The 20,418-nt window shown below is 71.4% G+C and carries 13 protein-coding genes; 5 read left to right on the top strand and 8 right to left on the bottom strand.

The annotated features are described in order from the left end of the window. The first annotated feature begins 122 nt into the window (after nt 1-122). The gene (locus tag IE275_RS28600) at nt 123-1,502 is read left to right on the top strand and encodes an alpha-amylase (RefSeq protein ID WP_189714325.1); all 1,380 of its coding nucleotides are present in this window, start codon (nt 123-125) and stop codon (nt 1,500-1,502) included. 13 nt (nt 1,503-1,515) lie between these two features. Here the strand turns inward: IE275_RS28600 and IE275_RS28595 are convergent, their stop codons facing one another. After that, nucleotides 1,516-3,582, bottom strand: a complete 2,067-nt coding sequence (locus IE275_RS28595) for a carbohydrate-binding module family 20 domain-containing protein (RefSeq protein WP_189714324.1) — start codon at nt 3,580-3,582, stop codon at nt 1,516-1,518. A gap of 252 nt (nt 3,583-3,834) precedes the next feature. Between IE275_RS28595 and pulA the strand changes: the two genes are divergently transcribed. The 3 genes from pulA to IE275_RS28580 all read left to right on the top strand — a co-directional run bounded on the left by pulA (nt 3,835) and on the right by IE275_RS28580 (nt 11,309). Beyond that, complete coding sequence (pulA, locus tag IE275_RS28590; RefSeq protein ID WP_189714323.1) at nt 3,835-9,234, top strand: pullulanase-type alpha-1,6-glucosidase; 5,400 nt, start codon at nt 3,835-3,837, stop codon at nt 9,232-9,234. A gap of 74 nt (nt 9,235-9,308) precedes the next feature. After that, nucleotides 9,309-10,916, top strand: a complete 1,608-nt coding sequence (locus IE275_RS28585; protein ID WP_189714322.1) for a fused response regulator/phosphatase — start codon at nt 9,309-9,311, stop codon at nt 10,914-10,916. A gap of 30 nt (nt 10,917-10,946) precedes the next feature. Beyond that, entirely contained in the window at nt 10,947-11,309 is a 363-nt protein-coding gene (locus IE275_RS28580) for a 5-carboxymethyl-2-hydroxymuconate Delta-isomerase (RefSeq protein ID WP_189714321.1), read from the top strand. 26 nt (nt 11,310-11,335) lie between these two features. Here IE275_RS28580 and IE275_RS28575 read toward each other — a convergent pair whose 3' ends face one another. From IE275_RS28575 to IE275_RS28560, 4 genes are read right to left on the bottom strand one after another with little or no spacing between them, the layout of a single operon-like run. After that, nucleotides 11,336-12,025, bottom strand: coding sequence for a TetR/AcrR family transcriptional regulator (locus IE275_RS28575; protein ID WP_189714320.1), 690 nt, complete (start codon nt 12,023-12,025; stop codon nt 11,336-11,338). Between the two features lie 56 nt (nt 12,026-12,081). Further along, nucleotides 12,082-13,125, bottom strand: a complete 1,044-nt coding sequence (locus IE275_RS28570; protein ID WP_189714319.1) for a PDR/VanB family oxidoreductase — start codon at nt 13,123-13,125, stop codon at nt 12,082-12,084. Further along, nucleotides 13,125-14,048, bottom strand: coding sequence for a metal-dependent hydrolase (locus IE275_RS28565; RefSeq protein WP_189714318.1), 924 nt, complete (start codon nt 14,046-14,048; stop codon nt 13,125-13,127). Before IE275_RS28565 ends, IE275_RS28570 begins: the two co-directional genes overlap by 1 nt. Before the next feature lie 49 nt (nt 14,049-14,097). Continuing rightward, nucleotides 14,098-16,020: a hypothetical protein gene (locus IE275_RS28560; protein ID WP_189714317.1), complete on the bottom strand. Its 1,923-nt coding sequence runs from the start codon at nt 16,018-16,020 to the stop codon at nt 14,098-14,100. Between the two features lie 198 nt (nt 16,021-16,218). Between IE275_RS28560 and IE275_RS28555 the strand changes: the two genes are divergently transcribed. Continuing rightward, nucleotides 16,219-16,665, top strand: a complete 447-nt coding sequence (locus tag IE275_RS28555) for a hypothetical protein (RefSeq protein WP_189714316.1) — start codon at nt 16,219-16,221, stop codon at nt 16,663-16,665. A 67-nt stretch (nt 16,666-16,732) separates the two neighbouring features. Here the strand turns inward: IE275_RS28555 and IE275_RS28550 are convergent, their stop codons facing one another. From IE275_RS28550 to IE275_RS28540, 3 genes are all read right to left on the bottom strand, one after another. Further along, nucleotides 16,733-18,298: a DUF1996 domain-containing protein gene (locus tag IE275_RS28550; protein WP_189714315.1), complete on the bottom strand. Its 1,566-nt coding sequence runs from the start codon at nt 18,296-18,298 to the stop codon at nt 16,733-16,735. Nucleotides 18,299-18,468: 170 nt separating this feature from the next. Continuing rightward, nucleotides 18,469-19,125, bottom strand: a complete 657-nt coding sequence (locus IE275_RS28545; RefSeq protein ID WP_189714314.1) for a LuxR C-terminal-related transcriptional regulator — start codon at nt 19,123-19,125, stop codon at nt 18,469-18,471. Next, on the bottom strand, nt 19,110-20,378 hold the full coding sequence (locus tag IE275_RS28540) for a sensor histidine kinase (RefSeq protein ID WP_189714313.1): 1,269 nt from the start codon (nt 20,376-20,378) through the stop codon (nt 19,110-19,112). The genes IE275_RS28545 and IE275_RS28540 overlap by 16 nt, the downstream gene beginning before the upstream one ends. Nucleotides 20,379-20,418: the final 40 nt, after the last annotated feature.

The following is a 20,418-nucleotide window of genomic DNA, read 5'->3' as shown; positions in this document are numbered from 1 at the left end:
TAACTTCTTGCAGATCTTTCACGCAGCCCGCTGCCTTTTTGGCCGACGGAGCCTTAACATCGCGCCACTGCAAGGTTTCTGAAAGATTTCAGCAACAGCCTTCAACGTCGAAGGAACCCCACATGGCACGCAGCAGAATCGTTTCAAGCGCCGCCGCCCTCACCGCCGTCACAGCCGCCCTCATGGCCCCCGGCGCGGCGTACGCCTCCCCTCCCGGCACCAAGGACGTCACCGCGGTCCTCTTCGAGTGGAACTTCGCCTCGGTCGCCAAGGAGTGCACCAACACCCTGGGCCCGGCCGGCTACGGCTACGTCCAGGTCTCGCCGCCCGCCGAGCACATACAGGGCTCGCAGTGGTGGACCTCGTACCAGCCGGTCAGCTACAAGATCGCGGGGCGGCTGGGCGACCGTACGGCCTTCACGAACATGGTGAACACCTGCCACGCGGCGGGGGTCAAGGTCGTCGTCGACACCGTGATCAACCACATGTCCGCGGGCTCCGGCACCGGCACCGGCGGCTCGTCGTACACGAAGTACACCTACCCGGGTCTGTACTCGTCCAACGACTTCGACGACTGCACCTCCCAGGTCTCCAACTACAGCGACCGCTGGAACGTCCAGCACTGCGAACTGGTCGGCCTGGCCGACCTCGACACCGGCGAGAGCTACGTCCGCGGTGCCATCGCCGGCTACATGAACGACCTGCTGACGCTGGGCGTCGACGGCTTCCGGATCGACGCGGCCAAGCACATCGACACCGCCGACCTCGCCAACATCAAGTCGCGGCTGACCAACCCTTCCGTCTACTGGAAGCAGGAGGCCATCTACGGCAGCGGCGAGGCCGTCCAGCCCACGGAGTACACGGGCAACGGGGACGTGCAGGAGTTCCGCTACGCCTACGACCTCAAGCGGGTCTTCACCAACGAGAACCTCGCCTACCTCAAGAACTACGGCGAGGGCTGGGGCTACATGAGCAGCTCGGTCTCGGGTGTCTTCGTCGACAACCACGACACCGAGCGCAACGGCTCGACGCTCAACTACAAGAACGGCGCCGACTACACCCTGGCGAACGTCTTCATGCTGGCGTACCCCTACGGTGCCCCGGACATCAACTCCGGCTACGAGTGGTCGGACATCGACGCCGGACCCCCGAGCGGCGGTTCGGTGAGCGCCTGCTGGCAGAACGGCTGGAAGTGCCAGCACGCCTGGCCGGAGATCCTGCGCATGGTCGGCTTCCGCAACGCCACCCGCGGCGCGGCGGTCGGCGACTGGTGGGACAACGGGGGCGACGCGATCGCCTTCGGCCGGGGCGCCAAGGGATACGTGGCCATCAACCACGAGGGCGGCTCGCTCACCCGGACGTACCAGACCTCGCTGCCGGCGGGAACGTACTGCAACGTGCAGAACAACACCACGGTGGCGGTGAACTCCGGTGGGCAGTTCACCGCCACCCTGGGCGCGAACACGGCGCTGGCGATCTACGCCGGGAAGTCGAGCTGCTGAGCGGGCTCTGCCGCTACTTCCAGGTGTCGTTCACGGTGTATCCGGACGAACCGCCCGTCGTGTACGAGCGGTTCGTCCCGGACTCCCAGGTCACGTTCCCCGAGGCGTCCTTCTTGATGTACTTGTAGGCCAGGGCCGTGCTCCTGGGGACGATGACCGTCCTGCTCCAGGCCGGGTACGAGGCCGACGACAGCGGGATCGCGTCGGCGGTGTTCCAGGAGCCCAGCGAGGCGACCGAGCCGACGACGTAGACGTTGGTGCCCCAGTCGGTCGTCGCGTCGACCCGGAAGGTCAGGTCGGTGGCGCTCGCGCTCGCGAGGTTCCACGAGTTGGCGAGGGTGAGCGCCGACGTGGTCGTCGCGGCCGTCCGGTTGGCGTTGGACTCCCAGGTCACGTTCCCGGACGCGTCCTTCTTGATGTACTTGTACTCGAACGCCGTGTTGACCGGCACGTTCACCGCCCCCGACCAGAGGGGGTAGCCCGAGGACGACAGCGGGACGGCCTTGGAGGTGTCCCACCCTCCCAGGGCGGTGATCGAGCCGACGACGTACACCGTGGTGCCCGAGGCGGTCGGGGCGTACTCCTCGAGGGTCGCGGCCACGGTCGAGGTGCCGTCGTCCGGCTCCTCGCAGGACGTGTCGCACGGGGTGAACGCGCCGTCGTAGAACGCGATCGCGCCCTTCGCCGGGAGGGTGAGCGTGGCGTTGCCGCCGGAGACCGTGACCGTCGAGCCGCCGTTGTCGACGACATTGGCGTAGGTGCCGTCGGCCATGCCGGTCGCGAAGGTGTACGTGGCCGCGGAGGAGCCGTTGTTGATCGCGACATAGCCGCCGGTGCCGCGGGCGAAGCCGATGACGCTCGACGACTTGGTCGACCAGTTGGTGACCGCCGCCGAGCCGACCGCGTTGTGCCACTTCACCATGCCGGTGATCGCGGCGTCCCGCTGCAGGCAGTACCAGCCCGAGCCGCAGGTGGTGTCGGTGACGAAACCGCCCGAGTTCGGCGGGGCCTGGTCGGAGGAGGAGAACTCGAAGCCGGAGTAGACCGTGGGCGTCGACCACTTGTAGGCGAGCTGGAAGATGTTGGCGAGCCGGTAGGTGTCGCCGTCCTTGTAGCTCATGTGCAGGCCGTTGCGCTCGGTGTCGTGGTTGGTCACGAAGGACACCGAGTTCGCCGGGGTGAGGATCCCGGAGGAGGCCAGGGACTCCAGGTCCGAGACATTGCCCTGGAAGGCGGACTTCATCCTGCTCGCGTAGGTGAAGTCCAGGACGTCGCCCGAGGCGTAGTAGTCGGAGGCCGCGGGGGCGGAGCCCGGGTAGACCTCCTGGAAGACGTACGGGTCCGCGCCCGACGTCGTGTCGTCGAGCTTCGCCCGGATCGCGTTCAGGTCGGCGACCGGGATGTGCTTGGCGGCGTCGACGCGGAACCCGTCGACGCCGAGGGCGATCTGCTCGTTGAGATAGGCGGCGATGCCCGAGCGGACGTTGTCGTCCTCGGTCTCCAGGTCGGGCAGCCCGAGCAGCTCGCAGTTCTGGATCTCGGAGAGGTTGGACCAGTCGTCGATGATCAGGTCGGAGTCGTTGCACTCCGCCGAGGTGTGGAAGTCGCCGGGGTCCCAGTCGGGGGTGTCGTACTTGTTGGTGAGCGTCGTGCCGCGGTAGCCGGTTCCGGTCTGGGCGGCGGTGTGGTTGATCACCGCGTCCGTGTAGACCTTCACGCCCGCGTCGTGGCAGGCGTCCACCATGCTCGCGAACTGGGCCGCCGTCCCGAATCGGCCACTCAGCTCGTACGAGTAGGGCTGGTAGACGTCCCACCAGTAGTAGTTCGACTGCTTGAGGGACTCGGACGGCGGGGCGACCCAGACGGCGCCGTAGCCGCCCGGGCCGAGGACGTCCGCGCACTCGGCCGCGACCGAGTTCCAGTTGTACTCCCAGAGGTTGGCGATCACGTCGCCCGAGGTCGTGGCGTCCGCCCGGGCGGGGGCGGCGGGCAGGGCGATCGCTCCGGCGAGGGCCAGTGCGGCCGCGGCCGCGGCACTCGCCGTGCGGCGGACGACACCCGGGGGCCGGTGTCTGCTCATCTGCGGCTCCGTAAGGGTTGCAGAGGGAGGGGGGTGGCGGGTTCGGGCTTCAACAACTGGTGAGACTGGGCCAGTTGGGAACAGCCCGTCAAGGTGCGATGTGAAAGTTCTTTCCATCGGTTTCAAGCCTCTTGCTGTAAACCTTTCGTTAGCGATACGGTCGCGCGGGCGCCCGGCAACGAAGCCGATCAGGCCGTGCCGCGGCGCAGGGGTCGGACCCAAGAGAGCCGTAATCGCTAGGAGTTCACGCCTGTGATACCGAGATGGCCGGCGCCACCGACGCGCCGCAGCGCTCATGCCGGACGGGTCGCGACCGTCACCGTCGCCGCGCTCGCCGCGGCCCTCGTCCAGCCCCTGGCCGCCGGCGCCGCCACACCGCCCGCGCCGCCGAGCGACGCGAAGCTCGCCGCCGCGCCCGCCCGCCACGACGCCACGCGCGAGCAGTTCTACTTCGTCCTGCCGGACCGTTTCGCCAATGGCGACCGGCGCAACGACCGGGGCGGCCTGACCGGCTCACGGCTCGCCACCGGCTACGACCCCACCGACAAGGGCTTCTACCAGGGCGGCGACCTCAAGGGTCTGACCCAGCGCCTCGACTACATCAAGGGCATGGGCACCACCGCCATCTGGATGGCGCCGATCTTCAAGAACCGGCCCGTGCAGGGCACCGGCGCCAACGCCTCCGCCGGCTACCACGGCTACTGGATCACCGACTTCACCCAGGTCGACCCGCACTTCGGCACCAACAAGGACCTCGAGACCCTCATCTCCAAGGCGCATGCCAAGGGCATGAAGGTCTTCTTCGACGTCATCACCAACCACACCGCCGATGTCGTCGACTACGAGGAGAAGTCCTACGACTACCTCTCCAAGGGCGCTTTCCCGTACCTGACCGAGGACGGCGAGCCCTTCGACGACGCCGACTACGCGGCCGGCGGCAAGGGGTTCCCCGACGTCGACACCGACTCCTTCCCGCGTACGCCGAAGGCCACGGCGGACTCCAAGGTCCCGTCCTGGCTCAACGACCCGACGATGTACCACAACCGCGGCGACTCCACCTTCGCCGGTGAGAGCTCCGAGAGCGGCGACTTCTCCGGCCTCGACGACCTGTGGACCGAGCGTCCCGAGGTCGTCGGCGGGATGGAGAAGATCTACCAGCGGTGGGTCAGGGACTTCGACATCGACGGCTTCCGGATCGACACCGTGAAGCACGTCGACATGGAGTTCTGGACCCAGTGGGCCACCGCCCTGGACGCCTACGCGGCCCGGCACGGACGGGACGACTTCTTCATGTTCGGCGAGGTCTACTCCGCCGACACGGACGTCACGTCCCCGTACGTCACCGAGGGCCGCCTCGACGCCACCCTCGACTTCCCCTTCCAGGAGGCGGCCCGCCAGTACGCCTCCCAGGGCGGCAGCGCGCAGACGCTCTCCCGGATGTTCGCCGACGACTACAAGTACACGACCGACAAGGCCAACGCGTACGAGCAGGTCACCTTCCTCGGCAACCACGACATGGGCCGCATCGGGTACTTCCTGAACCAGGACAACCCCAAGGCCACCGACGCCGAACTCCTCGCCAAGGACCGGCTCGCCAACGAGCTGATGTTCCTCAGCCGCGGCAACCCGGTCGTCTACTACGGCGACGAACAGGGCTTCACCGGCGCCGGCGGCGACAAGGACGCCCGCCAGACCCTGTTCGCCTCCCGCACCGCCGACTACCTCGACGACGACGAGATCGGCACCGACCGCACCCACGCGAGCGACGCCTACGACACGAAGGCGCCGCTGTACCGGCAGATCAGCGCCCTCTCCCAGCTGCGCAGGGCCAACCCGGCGCTCGCCGACGGAATCCAGACCGAGCGGTACGCGGCCGACGGCGCCGGCGTCTACGCCGTCTCCCGGACCGACGCGAAGTCGGGCACGGAGTACGTCGTCGCCTTCAACAACGCCGACGACGCGAAGACGGCGACGTTCACGACCGGCTCGGCCGGCACGCTGTACCGGGGGATCTACGGCGGCAACGCCTCCCTGAAGAGCGGCGCCGACAAGAAGCTCACCGTCACCGTCCCCGCCGGTTCGACCATCGTCCTGAAGGCGGCCGGCAAGCCCGCCGGGTCCGCCGCCAAGCCGACGATCACCCTTCAGGCCCCCGCCGCCGGTGCCACCGGCACCGTCGAGCTGAGCGCCGACGTCGACGGCGGCCGGCTCAACCGGGTCGTCTTCGCCGCCCAGACCGGCAACGGCACCTGGCGGACGCTCGGCTCCGCCGACCACGCCCCGTACAAGGTCAGGCAGGTCATCGGCAAGGACGTACCGGCCGGAACGGCCCTGCGCTACAAGGCGGTCGTCGTCGACTCGGCGGGCCGCACCGCGAGCGCCACCGCCGCCTCCACCACCGGCACCCCGCCCGCCGAGGAGATCCCCACCGCCTCCTCCCGCGACTACGCGATCGTCCACTACAAGCGCACCGACGGCGACTACGCCGACTGGGGCGTGTACGCCTGGGGCGACCTCGCCGACGGCGAGTCGACGAACTGGCCGGACAGCCACCCCTTCACCGGCCGGGACGCCTACGGCGCCTTCGCCTACGTCAAGCTCAAGCCCGGCGCCTCGTCCGTCGGCTTCCTCGTCATCGACAAGGACGGCAACAAGGACGTCGCCGCCGACCGCACCATCGACGTGACCCGCACCGGCGAGGTCTGGATCGAGCAGGGCGTGGCGGACGTGACGACGGAGCGGCCGGAGTACCCGGCGCAGGACACGGCCAAGGCCGTCCTGCACTACCACCGCGCCGACGGCGACTACGACGGCTGGGGCCTGCACACCTGGACCGGTGCCGCGAACCCCACCGAGTGGTCGAGCCCGCTGAAGCCGGTGCGCACCGACGCCTACGGCGCGGTCTTCGAGGTGCCCCTCACCAGCGGCGCCACCAGCCTCAGCTACATCATCCACCAGGGCGACGACAAGGACCTCCCGTCGGACCAGTCGCTGGACCTGCGGGCGAACGGCAACGAGGTGTGGCTGCTGGGCGGCCAGGAGAAGTACCTGCTGCCGCAGCCGGCCGGCTCCGCCGCCGCGCTCGACCTGAGCACCTCCAAGGCGGTCTGGATCGACCGGAACACGGTTGCCTGGAACGGCTCCGAGGCGGCCGCCTCCACCCAGCTGCTCTACAGCAAGGGCGGCGGGATCGCCGTGGAGAACGGTGCCCTCACCGGGGACGCCAAGTGGCTCCGGCTGACGAAGACGCAACTGACCGACGCGCAGCGGGCGAAGTTCCCGCACCTGAAGGCGTACACCGCCTGGTCCGTCGACCCGCGCGACCGCGACCGGGTGCGCGCCGCCCTCGGCGGCCAGGTCGTCGCCTCCCAGCGGGCCGTGAACGGCGCCGTGCTCGCGGCGACCGGGGTGCAGATCGCGGGCGTGCTCGACGACCTGTACCCGGCCGCGACGAAGGCCGCGCTCGGGCCGGTCTTCCGGCACGGCCGCCCCACCCTGTCCGTCTGGGCCCCCACCGCGCAGTCGGTGAAGCTGGAGCTGGGCGGCTCCGTGGTCGCCATGAAGCGCGACGCCACCACCGGCGTGTGGTCCGTCACCGGCCCCTCGTCCTGGAAGGGCAAGCCCTACCGGTACGTGGTGAAGGTGTGGGCGCCCGGCGCCGGGAAGGTCGTCACCAACAAGGTCACCGACCCCTACTCCGTCGCGCTCACCGCCGACTCCGCGCGCAGCCTGGTCGTCGACCTCGCCGACCGGTCCCTCGCCCCCGCCGGCTGGAACACGTACACCAAGCCCCGGGCCGTCCCGCTGAAGGACGCCCAGATCCAGGAGCTGCACGTCCGGGACTTCTCGGTCGCCGACCCGACGACCCCGAAGCGGGACCAGGGCACCTACCTGGCCTTCACCGACAAGTTCAGCGACGGCTCCCGGCACCTGAAGGCGCTGGCGAAGGCCGGCACCTCCTACGTCCACCTCCTGCCGGTCTTCGACATCGCCACCATCCCCGAGCGCAAGGCCGACCAGGCCACCACCGACTGCGACCTCGCGTCCTACCCCGCCGACTCCGAGAAGCAGCAGGAGTGCGTCGCCGCGATCGCCGCGAAGGACGCCTACAACTGGGGCTACGACCCGTACCACTACACGGTCCCCGAGGGGTCGTACGCCACCGACCCGGACGGCACCACCCGTAACGTCGAGTTCCGCAGGATGGTGAAGGCGATCAACGAGGACGGCCTGCGGGTCGTCATGGACGTCGTCTACAACCACACGGCCGCCGGCGGCCAGGCGGCGAACAGCGTGCTGGACAAGGTCGTCCCCGGCTACTACCAGCGGCTCCTCGCGGACGGCTCGGTCGCCAACAGCACCTGCTGCGCCAACACCGCCACCGAGAACGCGATGATGGGCAAGCTGGTCGTCGACTCGATCGTCACCTGGGCCAAGGAGTACAAGGTCGACGGTTTCCGCTTCGACCTGATGGGCCACCACCCGAAGGCCAACATCCTGGCGGTCCGCAAGGCGCTGGACGCGCTGACCCTCGCCGAGGACGGCGTGGACGGCAAGAAGATCATCCTGTACGGCGAGGGCTGGAACTTCGGCGAGGTCGCCGACGACGCCCGCTTCGTGCAGGCCACCCAGAAGAACATGGCGGGAACCGGCGTCGCGACGTTCTCCGACCGCGCCCGTGACGCGGTGCGCGGCGGCGGCCCCTTCGACTCCGACCCCGGCGTTCAGGGTTTCGCGTCCGGGCTCTACACCGACCCCAACACCTCCACGGCGAACGGGACGGAGGCCGAGCAGAAGGCCCGGCTGCTGCACTACCAGGACCTGATCAAGGTCGGGCTCTCCGGAAACCTCGCGGGATACCGCTTCACCGACACCGACGGCAAGGAGGTCAGCGGCGCCCAGGTCGACTACAACGGCCAGCCCGCCGGATACGCGGACGCCCCGGGCGACGCCCTCGCCTACGCCGACGCGCACGACAACGAGTCCCTGTTCGACGCTCTCGCCTTCAAGCTGCCGAAGGACACCTCGGCCGCCGACCGGGCCCGGATGCAGGTCCTCGCGATGGCCACGGCCACGCTCTCCCAGGGCCCGGCGCTCTCCCAGGCCGGCAGTGACCTGCTGCGTTCCAAGTCCCTGGACCGCAACTCCTACGACAGCGGCGACTGGTTCAACGCGATCCGCTGGAACTGCGCCGACGGAAACGGCTTCGGAACCGGTCTTCCGCCGGCCGCCGACAACGCCGCCAAGTGGCCGTACGCCAAGCCCCTGCTGACCACCGTCCAGGTGGGCTGCCCGCAGATCACCGGGGCCTCCGCCGCCTACCAGGACCTGCTCAGGATCCGTACGACGGAGAAGACCTTCTCCCTCGGCACGACCGCGCGGGTGCAGTCGGCGCTCTCCTTCCCGCTGTCGGGCAAGGACGAGACACCGGGTGTGATCACCATGCGGCTGGGCGACCTGGTCGTCGTGTTCAACGCGACGCCGGACACCCAGCGGCAGCGCGTCGACGCCGCCGCCGGAGCGGGTTACCGACTGCATCCGGTCCAGGCCGCGGGGGCGGACTCTATCGTCAAGTCCGCCTCGTACGAGCGGGAATCCGGCACGTTCACCGTTCCGGGTCGCACGGTGGCGGTCTTCTCCCCGGCCACCTGATAAGGAACTACGTTGAGGGGGCGGTCCCGGTTCGGGGCCGCCCCCTCACCATGTCCCTTCGAAGGCGCCGGAAGATGTACGGCAACCGCGAACAGAGCGACACGACCGTGCTGGTCGTCGACGACGTGCCGGCGGGCCGCCATGCCCTGGGCCCGGTCCTGCGCCGGGCCGGCCACCGGGTGGTGCCCGTGGCCGGCGGCCGCGAGGCGCTCCGTGAACTCGACGAGCGGCAGCGGACCGGCCGGCTGCCCGACGTGGCGCTGGTGGACGTCGGACTGCCGGACATGAGCGGCTTCGACCTGTGCCGCCGGCTGAAGTCCCGGCCGCCCACCGCCGCGCTGCCCGTCGTCTACTTCTCGGCCGCCGTGGTCGCCCCGCGCGACCGGTGCCGGGGACTGGACGCGGGCGGTGAGGCGTATCTGACGGTCCCCGCCGATCCGCTGGAGGTCCAGGCCGTCGTCCGGGCCGCGGTGCGCGGCGCCCGCCGGCACGGGGACGCCGAGGCGCTGGCGCGGCGGCTGACGCTCCTCGCGGAGGCGGTCGGCGCCGTGCAGGCCGCGCGCTGTCCGGCGGAGCTGGCCGACGCGGCGGCGGAGGGCGCGGCCCGGCTGACCGGCTCACCGGCCGTCGCCTTCGTGCTCGGACCGGGTGGCGAGCTGCACCGGGGCGCGTCCCGGGAGCGTGCCGCACTCGCCCTGCCGGACGCGGCGGCGCACGAGAAGGTGGCCGGACTGGTCGCCCGGCTCACGGCGGGGCGCGGCGGGGTGCGCAGTGCCGTGGTGCCGGCGTCGCTGTGGCCCGCCGGGTTCCTGCGGCCCGGGGTCCGGGAGGAGGCCCGCCTGGTGCTGGCGGTGCCCCGGGGGCGTCGTACGCCGGTCTGTCTGGCGATGCCCGCCGGGGCCGGTGCCGGCGACGCTCTGGTCGCCCGGCTCGCCGAGGCCGCCGCGCTGGCCGCCGAACCGCTGCTGAGGTACCAGGCGGAACGGCATGTGGCGCTCACCCTCCAGCGCAGTTTCCTGCCCCTGCCGCAGGGACTGCTGCCCGAGGTGCCCGGCGTGGACCTGGCGGTGCGGTACGTGCCCGCGTCCCGGGAGACCGAGATCGGCGGCGACTTCTACGCGGCCGTGTCCACCGGGGCCGGGGTGCTCACGGCGGTCGGCGACGTGGTGGGGCACTCGCTGGAGGCGGCCACCGTGATGGTGGAGATCCGGCACGCGCTGCGCGCCTACTGCGTCGAGGATCCGGACCCGGCGGCGCTGGCCGCCCGGCTCGACCGGATGCTCCAGCGCTACCACCCCGACGTCACGGCGACCGTCTGTCTGGCGCTGCTCCACCCCGGCACCGGCCGGGTGCGGGTCGCCAACGCGGGCCATCTCCCGCCGCTGGTCGTGGCGGACGGCGGTGGCGCCGCGTACGTCGACGCGGACGGGCCGCTGCTGGGGCTCGGTCTGCGGCGGCCGGAGCCGGCGGAGCTGGTGCTGGCCCGCACGGACCGGTTGCTGATGGTGACCGACGGCCTCGTCGAGACCCGCGGCACGGACATCGGCGTCTGTCTGGACCGGCTGCGCGAGACCGCCGCCGGGGCCCCGCCCGGCGTGGACGCCCTGTGCGACCTGCTTCTCGGCCGGTTCGGCCAGGACCGGGAGGACGACATCGCGATGCTGGCGCTGCGACTAGGGTGAACGTCGCAGACGACTGGAACAGGAGCGACCATGCCGCAGATCACCGTCGACCACTCCGGTGCGATGAGCCCGTCCTTCGACCGGGGTGCCTTCGCACGGGCCCTGCACACCTTGGTGGTCGAGATCGCGGCCGCCAAGCCGGAGGCCTGCAAGACGCTGTTCCGCGAGGCCGACTTCACGGCGTTCGGCTACGAGGACCCCGCCGAGCAGCGCCACGCGATCGTGCACGTCACCCTCGGGCTGCTGGCCGGGCGTACCGACGAGACCAAGGCGAAGCTGACCGAGGCCGTCCTGGAGCTGCTGCGCGAGCATGTGGCGGGCGACGGCTTCGTGCTGCACGCCTCCGCCGAGGTGCGCGACCTGGACCCGTCGTACCGCAAGTACGAGGGCTAGGAAGGGCCGGGAGCGGCAGGCGGCGGCTACGACGCGAGGGCGATGAGCCGGGTGGCCAGGTCCCCGAAGGGGCCGTCGGCCGGCTCGCCGCCGAGCATCGGGCGCAGCAACGTCCGCATCTCGTCGTCGTAGGCGGCGCTCACGGCGGTCAGCGCGGCGAAGTCGTGCACGAGCTGCACCTCCAGCTCCTGGCGCGGGATGCGCCGCCCGTCCAGCCAGATCAGCGCGGTCGACTCGGCGAGCGAGATCCACGAGCGCACGACGAGTTCGAGCCGGGCGGGCGGGTCGGTGACCCCCAGGTGCGACAGGATCTGCTCGTAGGCGGCCTGGCGTACGGAGTCGATGAGGGCGTTGGTGGTCGAGGAGCCGACCGCGGGGCCGCCGCGCATCAGGGCGGAGAAGCCGGGGCCGTGCTCGTCCACGAAGTCGAAGTAGCGCCGCATCACCCGGAGCAGCCGGGAGCCCAGCGGCCCGTCGTGCGCCTCGACGAACCGGCTCGCGAGATCCTCCGAGGCACGCTTCAACGCCGCCTCGTACAGGCTGAGTTTGCCGGGGAAGTAGTGGTAGACGAGGGGCCGGGAGATGCCGGCGGTCGCGGCTATCTCGTCGATCGAGACCTCGTCGGGGGAGCGCTTGGCGAACAGTTCGAGGGCGACGCCGATCAACTGCTGCCGCCGCTCCTCGACTCCCATCCTGCGGCGAACCCCGGTACTCATGCGGACACCTTACCGATCGATTCAGGCCTCGAACGGCCCGGACCGGCCATGAGCGTTCACATGTCCAGCACCAGACGATCACTTCGCGCCCGCGACACACAGATGAGCATCGAGTCGGCGCGTTCCGCGTCCGTCAACAGCTCGTCTTGGTGGTCCACTTCCCCGGCCACCACCCGCTGTCGGCAGGTGCCGCAGAATCCCTGCTCGCAGGAGTAGAGGGTGCCCGGCAGCTCGGCGCGTACGGCGGAGAGCACGGACGAGTCGGCCGGGACCGTCAACACCCGTCCCGTGCGCCGGAGTTCGACCTCGAAGGGGACTCCGGTCGCGGCCCGCGCCCCGAACCGCTCGACCCGCACGGCCGGTACCCGCTCGGCCACCGCCGCCATGAGCCCCTCCGGCCCGCAGGCGTAGACGGCCGCCCCCTCGGGCAGCTCCGCCGGCAGCGCGTCGAGGGCCGGCCGCCCCTCGACGACCGTCACCCGCTCCCGCTCCGGCGCGGGGACCCCCGTCCTGCCGAGCTTCTCGATCTCCTCCAGGAACGGCATCGAGGCGCGGGTCCGGCCGGCGTACACCAGCCGCCAGTCGGCATCCTCGGGCAGTGCCCGCAGCATCGGCAGGACCGGCGTGATCCCGATGCCGCCCGCGACGAAGACGTACGAGGGCGCGGCCACGAGCGCGAACCGGTTCCGCGGCCCCCGCACCTCGACCTGCGTGCCCTCCCGCAGCCCGTGCACCTCCCGCGAGCCGCCCCGCCCGTCCGTCACCAGCCGCACGGCGACGGTGTACGACGAGGTGTCCTCCGGGTCCCCGCACAGCGAGTACTGCCGCACCAGCCCCGACGGCAGCACCAGCTCGATGTGCGCCCCCGGCGCCCAGCGCGGCAGCTCCCGCCCCTCGAGGCGCAGCCGGACGACCCCGTCGGCGATCGTCTCGTGCGCGGCCACCCGCAGCCGCAGCGCGCGCGACCGCGGCCGCCCGGAGACCGGTTCCTCCAGTGCGGGCATCGGCCACAGCGGGGAGACCTGGATCCGGCGCCGCAACGCCCGCTTCACCAGCCACGCCGCACCGGCGACGGCCGCCACGGTCACGGGCCTCGGCATCACACGGCTCCCTTCTCGACGCGGGCGGACGGGACGCCCGCGCCCTCCGACTCGGCCGCCTCGGCCGCCAGCGCCGCGGGAGAGGTCGCCAGATAGGCGGCCGCCTGCTCCGTGGAGCCCTCCTGCGAGGGGTGGTAGCTCCGGCTCAGATAGCGCGGGACGGACTTCAGCAGATCGCCGGTCGCGGGTAGTGTGCCCCGCCGGCCGCGGACGTAGAAGTCCCGGAAGCTCGCCTTCCCGTCGACGAGTGTCGGGTCGTTCTCCATGAAGAAGCGCGTCCCGCGCTGGAAGAGGAAGACCAGGGCCGCGAACGCGGTCGCCCAGGTGCGCACCCGGCGCCGGTAGCCGCCGTCGAGATGGGTGAAGAGGTCGAAGGCGACCGAGCGGTGCTCGACCTCCTCCGCGCCGTGCCAGCGCAGCAGGTCCAGCATGGTCGGATCGGCGCCCCGGCGGTCCAGCTCCTCGGCGTTGAGGATCCAGTCGCCGAGGAAGGCGGTGTAGTGCTCGATGGCCGCTATCAGCGCCACCCGCTCCATCAGCCACCAGCGCCGCGCCCGCCCGGGCGGCAGCGTGCGGTCGCCGAGCAGCTTCTCGAAGAACCAGTCGACCTGCGCGGTGTACGGCGTCGGGTCGAGCCCCTGCTCCTTGAGGTGCGGCAGCACCTCGTCGTGCGCCTGGGAGTGCATGGCCTCCTGGCCGATGAACCCGATGACGTCCTCGCGCAGCCGCTCGTCCCGGATGTACGGCAGCACCTGCCGGTAGACGTGCACGAACCAGCGTTCGCCGGCCGGCAGCAGCAGGTGCAGCACGTTCATGGTGTGGGTGGCGAACGGATCGCCGGGGACCCAGTGCAGCGGTGTGCCGTCCCAGGAGAAGGACACCTTGCGGGCCTTGAGCGGTATCCGGCCCCTCTTGTTAGACATGACGTCAATGTACTGACGGGTAGGCCGGAGGTGAACCCCCGTGCGCGGATCAGCCGAGGCCGTCGACCGAGCGCCCGTCCGCCAGGGTGCCCTTCAGGCTCGCCTTCGCGCCCCGCTCGGTCCGGACTGCCAGCAGATTCCCCTGCGCGGACCCGCTCACCCCGCCGCTCGCCCGCACCGACACCGTCCTGCGGTCACCGGCGGCCAGCAGGTACCAGGTGCCGCCCTCCGACTTCCACAGCACCCCGGCGAGCACATGCGGATCGCGCGGACCGCAGGCCGGCACGTCCCCGGCCTTCGCCACGGCCGCCCCGAACAGCCCGCCCGGCGTACGGAACTGGGCCAGCACCCGGCTGCCGTCCCCCCGCCAGGTCTCCGCGCGCGTGCACGCCCAGGACGCCGAACCGCTGCCGTCGGGCAGCGACTGCCGCGCGTACGGCCAGGCGTTGACCGTCCGCACCCCCTGTCCGCGCACATCGGCCAGCGAACAGGCGAACGGCGCCCAGGTGCTGAGCGCCTCGGCGCCCGTCGCGCGCCCGACCGAGGACGGCTTGCCCGTGGTGAGCCGGGCGGGGACGAGTTCGCCCAGGTCGGTCAGGAGCTGGCCGCCGGTGGCGTCGGTGAGCTGGAGGACGTTCCAGGTCGTGCAGGTGCCGGTCCGGGTGGCGGGGCTGGCCAGCGGCGCGGTGATGCCGTCGGTCAGCGCCAGGTCCATCACCCCGGCGCCCGGCTTGGACAGGTCCCGCTCGCCTGCCCCGGTGATCCAGGGAGCCGTGAGATAGCGGACGTTGCCGTCGGCCCGGCCGAGGACCAGCGCGCCCGACTCGGCGCGCGTCGCGCCGTCGACCCGTGCGAAGTCCAGCGCCGCCCCGGTCGTGCCCTCCTTCGGCTCGGCGTACCGGGCGATGCGCAGACCGTCGTGCAGGATCACCACGCGCGCGCCGTCGACCTCGCCCGCGTACAGCAGCTGAGGCGGTCCCGCGGGGCCGCCGAACGGGGTCTCCGGGGTCGCGGAGACCCGTACCGTCTCACCGGGGCGGGCCCAGACGGCGAGGGCGCGGCGCAGCAGCGCGGTGTCGCCGGCGAGGCCGCCGCGGGCGGGCCAGACGGAGAAGTCCAGGCGGGCGGAGGTCTTCCAGGCGACCGGGGAGACCTTGATCAGCCGGCCGGGGTCCAGCGCGGCCTCGGCGGCCGGGTTGCGCGCGTACGACGGGGCCGCCGCGCCGTCGGGCCCCCAGCCGTCGCCGGGCAGCGCGACCAGGGCGCCGCACACGGCGAGCGCCGCCGCGGCCGCGAGCGCGGCCCGGGTGTGCCGGCGGCGGCGCATCAGATCGGTGGGCCGGGCCTGGAGCGAGCAGGCGTCGAACTCGGGGGAGTCGAGCAGCGCGTACCGGGCCGCCGGGACCGTGTCGGCCTCGCTCAGCGCGGCGTCGACGTCCTCGACGCCCGCCTCGGTGAGGACCTTGCGCACATCGCCGTCGGGCAGCTTCTCCAGGCCGCGCAGGACGTAGGCGGCGCGGGCCGGGCCCGGGAGGCCGGCCAGGCGCTGGTCCAGGGCGAGTTCGTCGGCGCCGCCCGAGCGCGGGAACAGCCGCAGGCCCCACACCTGGGGGAACAGCGGCGGCAGCTGCGCACGCTTGGGCCACGCCCCGCGCCGCAGCGGCAGACCGGCCTCCAGCGCCGTACGGACGACCTGGAGGCGGACGTAGGCGTATCCGGGGTCCCCGGCGTGGCCGGTGGACTGGGCCGGGATGACCGGGGCGGCGGAGCGGCCGCGGGGCAGGGCGCGCTGGGCGAGGGCGTGGGCGGTCAGGACGCGGCGGCCCCGGCCGCGGCCCGGCGGCAGCACCAGGTAGGCGAGCCGGACGAGGCGCGGGTAGTGCTCGACGAGCGCGGCCTCGGCCTGCTCGACGTCGACGGTCCGGCCGGCGGGACCGGCGGCGTGGCGCGGGGCGACATCCTGTGACTGCACGTCCAGCAGAACGAGCGTGCCGGTGGATGGTCACCGGCCGTCCGGGTGGGTCACCCCCGCGGGAGCGGTGTGCGCGGCGGCCGCCCGTGGCGCGCACCGGGCGGGGCGCTCGCCCGGTGCGCCGGGCGGTGACACCGGTAGGTTGAGCGGACCGCGCTCGGGAGCCGTATCCAGGACGAGGCTCTCCAGGGAGGACAGATGAACGTGACCCGACCGATGCTCGCGGCGGCCGCCGCTGTGGCGGCGCTGGTGCTGACCGGTTGCGGCGGCTCCGACGGGGGCTCGAAGGAGGCGTCCGTGCCGACGACGGCGACCGGCAGCCTGGAGCACCTGGCCGCCGAGGTGAAGTGCGAACCGAACATGCAGACCGACGCGGACGAGATCCGCCAGGCCATCTGCAAGAACGCGGCCGGCAAGTTCATCCTGGCGACCTTCGCCACCGACCGCGGCCAGCGCGAGTGGATCAACGGCGCCAAGGACTACGGCGGCCACTACCTGGTCGGCCGCAAGTGGGTGGCCGTGGGCGAGACCAGCACCGTGACGGCGCTGCGCAAGACCCTCGGCGGTGACATCGAGGAGGGCACGGACCACTCGGCGCACGTGTCGGGCGACCCTTCCGAGGGCGCCACGCACTCCGGTCACTGAGCCCGGACGACGAGAAGGCCGGCGGTGAGGAGTCCTCACCGCCGGCCTTCGGCGTCAGATCAGGGCGTCACTGGCAGCGCTTGCCGGTGTTGATGCAGTTGACCAGCTTGTTCATCGTGTTCGTGGAGAAGAAGTTGATGAAGTCGTTGTGGTCGGTGATCGGCTTGTGCAGGTTCTCCGGGAACGTGTCGACCGCGTAGGGGTTCACGACCGTGCCGTTCTGGAGCTTCGGGGCCGGGACGTTGTAGACCAGCCGGACCTGGAGCTGCGGGATCGCCTTGAAGCCGTTGGCGCAGGTGCCGTCCGCCTGGACGAAGGACACGTGCGTGCGGTGGTTGGCGCTGTCGATGTTCTGACCGTCCCAGCAGCTCTGGAAGTTGGTCGTCCGCACCACCTGGCTGCCCTGCGGGCAGATCGGGTACTTGTCCTTCAGCTGCACCTTGTTCTCGAAGCCGGTGCAGCTCCAGTTGACGTTGGCGTTGGCGTTGCCGTTGACGAAGGCCTTCGCGTCACCCGTGATGATGCGCAGGGCCGTCGGCATCGCGACGACCTTGCCCTTCTTGTTGCCGACGAACTTCAGCTGGGCCTGCGCCGGCTGGAGGATCTTGCCGACGTTGCCTTCCTTGCCGCCACCGTCGTTGTTCTGGTCGAAGTCCTGCGTACCGTTCTGGAGACGGAGCACCGGCCAGAAGTACGAGGACTTGTCGCCCTGGTTCTGGCAGGTGGTGCTCGCGCCGGCCAGCTCCTGGTCGCTCGCGAAGGCGTCGTTGTTCTGGTTGCCGACGTAGTCGTGCAGGTGGTGCGCGCCGTTGGTGACACCGGGGGCGACGATCACGTTGTCCGTGTTGTGGTTGTCGTTGCCGTTGGTGCCGCACCGCGTGGTGAACGTGCCGCGCGAGCCGCTGTTGCCGTTGGCCGCGAGACCGTTGGCGCCGACGCCCAGCTGCGCGTTGCCCTGGACCTTGGTGATGTCCACGAAGTCCGCGGCGACCGGGCCGTTGCCGCCCTGGCCGTTCTGCTGCTGGCCGTTGTTGCCGTTCTGCTGACCGCCGTTCTGCTGGCCGCCGTTCTGCTGCTGGCCGCCGTTCTGCTGCTGACCACCGTTCTGCTGCTGGCCGCCGTTGTTCTGCCCGCCGCCGGCCTGGCCGGCGTTGGTGTTGGCGCCCTGGGTGGTGCAGGCGGCGAGCTGGCTGAGCTGGCTGTTGAACTGGCCGCCGGCGCGCTGGATGTTGATCCGGATCCGGTCGATCGTGGCAGCCCGCTTCTCCTTCAGGGGGCCGACGATCGCGTTCTGGACGAAACCGGAGTCCTTCGACTGCGCCTGACGCGTGGAGGCGAGCCGGGTGTAGGCCTCGGTGATCTGCTTGTCGAGGTTCGCCAGTTCGGTTGCCACGCCCTGACGCGCCCCCCTGGGAACGTTCGTCAGCTTCTGCCCCACGTCCGGGCAGGAGATGGTGGCGACCTGAGCGGCCGCGGTGGCGGCCTTGGTCGAGTTCTGGCCGGACTTCGACTCGTGTGCCGAAGCGTAGAAGTTCGCCCAGATCAGCCCGCCCCCGCCGAGCGCTAGGGCCGCCGATGCTGCCACGGCCTTCGTGGCCATCGACGAACGGCGTTTACGTGTGTTGCGTCCCATGGAACTCCTCTGACTTCCTTGCGGGGCAGCATCGAGGCGCCCGACAGGAGTGAAGCTGCCCCCTCCCTTACGCATGTCGTCGCAGAGGTGTTCAGCGGACTCAGAAATTGATGAGAGACCCGTACGACAAAACGACCCCAACAACCGCACACTTCACGCGAGTTGAGCGATCACCGGTCCCGGTCCAGATAGGCCAGCACCGCCAGTACCCTGCGGTTGTCGTCGTCCGAGATCTCCAAACCGAGCTTCACGAAGATGTTCGCGGTGTGCTTGGCGACGGCCCGCTCGGTGACGACCAGTTTGCCGGCGATCGCGGTGTTCGACCGGCCTTGCGCCATCAGTTCGAGCACCTCCCGCTCGCGAGGTGTGAGGCGAGTCACAGGGCTCTGTCGGTCGCCGCTGCGCCGGGCCAGCAGCTGCTGGATCACCTGGGGGTCCATCGCCGTACCCCCCGCCGCGACCCGCCGCACGGCGTCCACGAACTGCTCGGCGTCGAACACCCGGTCCTTCAGCAGATAGCCGACCCCGCCGCTGCCGTCCGCGAGCAGCTCGCGCGCGTACAGCTGCTCGACGTGCTGCGAGAGGACCAGCACCGGCAGGCCCGGCCTGGCGCGGCGGGCCGTCAGCGCGCACTGGAGACCCTCGTCGGTGTGCGTGGGCGGGAGCCGGACGTCGACCACGGCGACGTCCGGCTCCAGTTCGGCCAGGGCCCGCTCCAGCTCCGGCCCGCTCTCCACGGCGGCGGCGATCTCGAAGTCGTACGCCTCCAGCAGCCGCACCAGCCCGTCCCGCAGCAGGAACAGGTCTTCGGCTAGGACAACGCGCAAGGGATCTCCATGGTCGCCATGGTGGGGCCGCCCGCCGGGGAGCTGACGGCCAGGACACCGTCGAATGTACCCAGCCGGCGTTCGACCCCGGCGAGCCCCGAACCGGCCCCGGGCGCCGCGCCGCCCCGGCCGTTGTCGGTGACGGAGATCCGCAGCCGCCCTTCCCCGTGGTGCAGGTCGACCCAGATCCGGTCGGCGCCGGAATGCTTGACCGCGTTGGTGAGGATCTCGCTCACCGCGAAGTACGCGGCCGACTCCACCGGCGCGTCCGCCCGGCCCGGGAGGTCCACCTCGACCTCGGTCGCCACCGGCAGCCTGAGCGCCAGCGCCCGTACGGCGTCGCCCAGTCCGCGTTCGGCCAGCACCGGCGGGTGGATGCCGCGCACCAGGTCGCGCAGTTCGGCGAGCGCCTCGGCGGAGGACCGGCGGGTCTGCGCGAGAAGCCGCTTGGCCTGCTCCGGGTCCTTGTCGACGAGCATCTCGACCGTGCCGAGGTCCATGCCCATCGCCACCAGCCGGGCCTGCGCCCCGTCGTGCAGATCCCGTTCGATGCGGCGCAGTTCGGCGGCGGAGGTGTCCACCGCGTCGCGCCGGGTCTCGGTCAGCACCCTGACGCGGGCCGCCAGTTCCTCCTGCGGCGAGGCCAGCAGGGCCCGGGTGAGCCGGAAGTGGACGACCAGCAGCCGCGGGGCGAGCGGGTAGGCGGCGACCAGCAGGACCGCGGCGGTGGCGGCGGCGCCGAGCGCGGTCGGCTGGTCGGTGACCGGCACGAAGCCGTACCAGTAGGTCCCGCCGTCGGCGAGCACCCGCCACCACCCGGCGGCCACGGCGAACCCCTCGAGCGGGTAGAGCAGCAGCACGGCGGGCAGCAGCGCGGTCACGAAGCCCGCCGTCATGTCCACCGGCAGCCACCGCAGGTCCCGCCAGGTCTGCGGGTCACGGAGCAGCCCGGCGGTGCGGGTCCACGGGCGGGCGTCCGCCGGAACCGGCCGGTACACCACCGGTATCCGCACCCCGCACCACTCCTGCGCCAGCCTGCGGCGGGTGCCCGCCAGGGTCCGCACCACGGCCAGGGCCCACGGAGTCGTGACGAGGCCGACACCGAGGGGGATCAGCGCCAGGGAGACGAGGGTCAGGACGAGGCACAGCACGGTCGAGGGCAGGACCGCCAGGGCCAGCACCAGCCCCTGTACGGCGGCGAGTACGACGGCCCTCGTCCGTGAGCCGCCGCCGTCCTTCGTGTCGGTGTTCATGCCGTCAGTCTGGCCGAGCCGCGGACCGCCGGTCACTGGC

It is taken from the genome of Streptomyces phaeofaciens, assembly GCF_014648915.1.
Lineage (GTDB): Bacteria > Actinomycetota > Actinomycetes > Streptomycetales > Streptomycetaceae > Streptomyces > Streptomyces phaeofaciens.
Note: the sequence above shows the minus strand (reverse complement) of the source record. Positions and strands in the feature narration are given on the sequence as shown.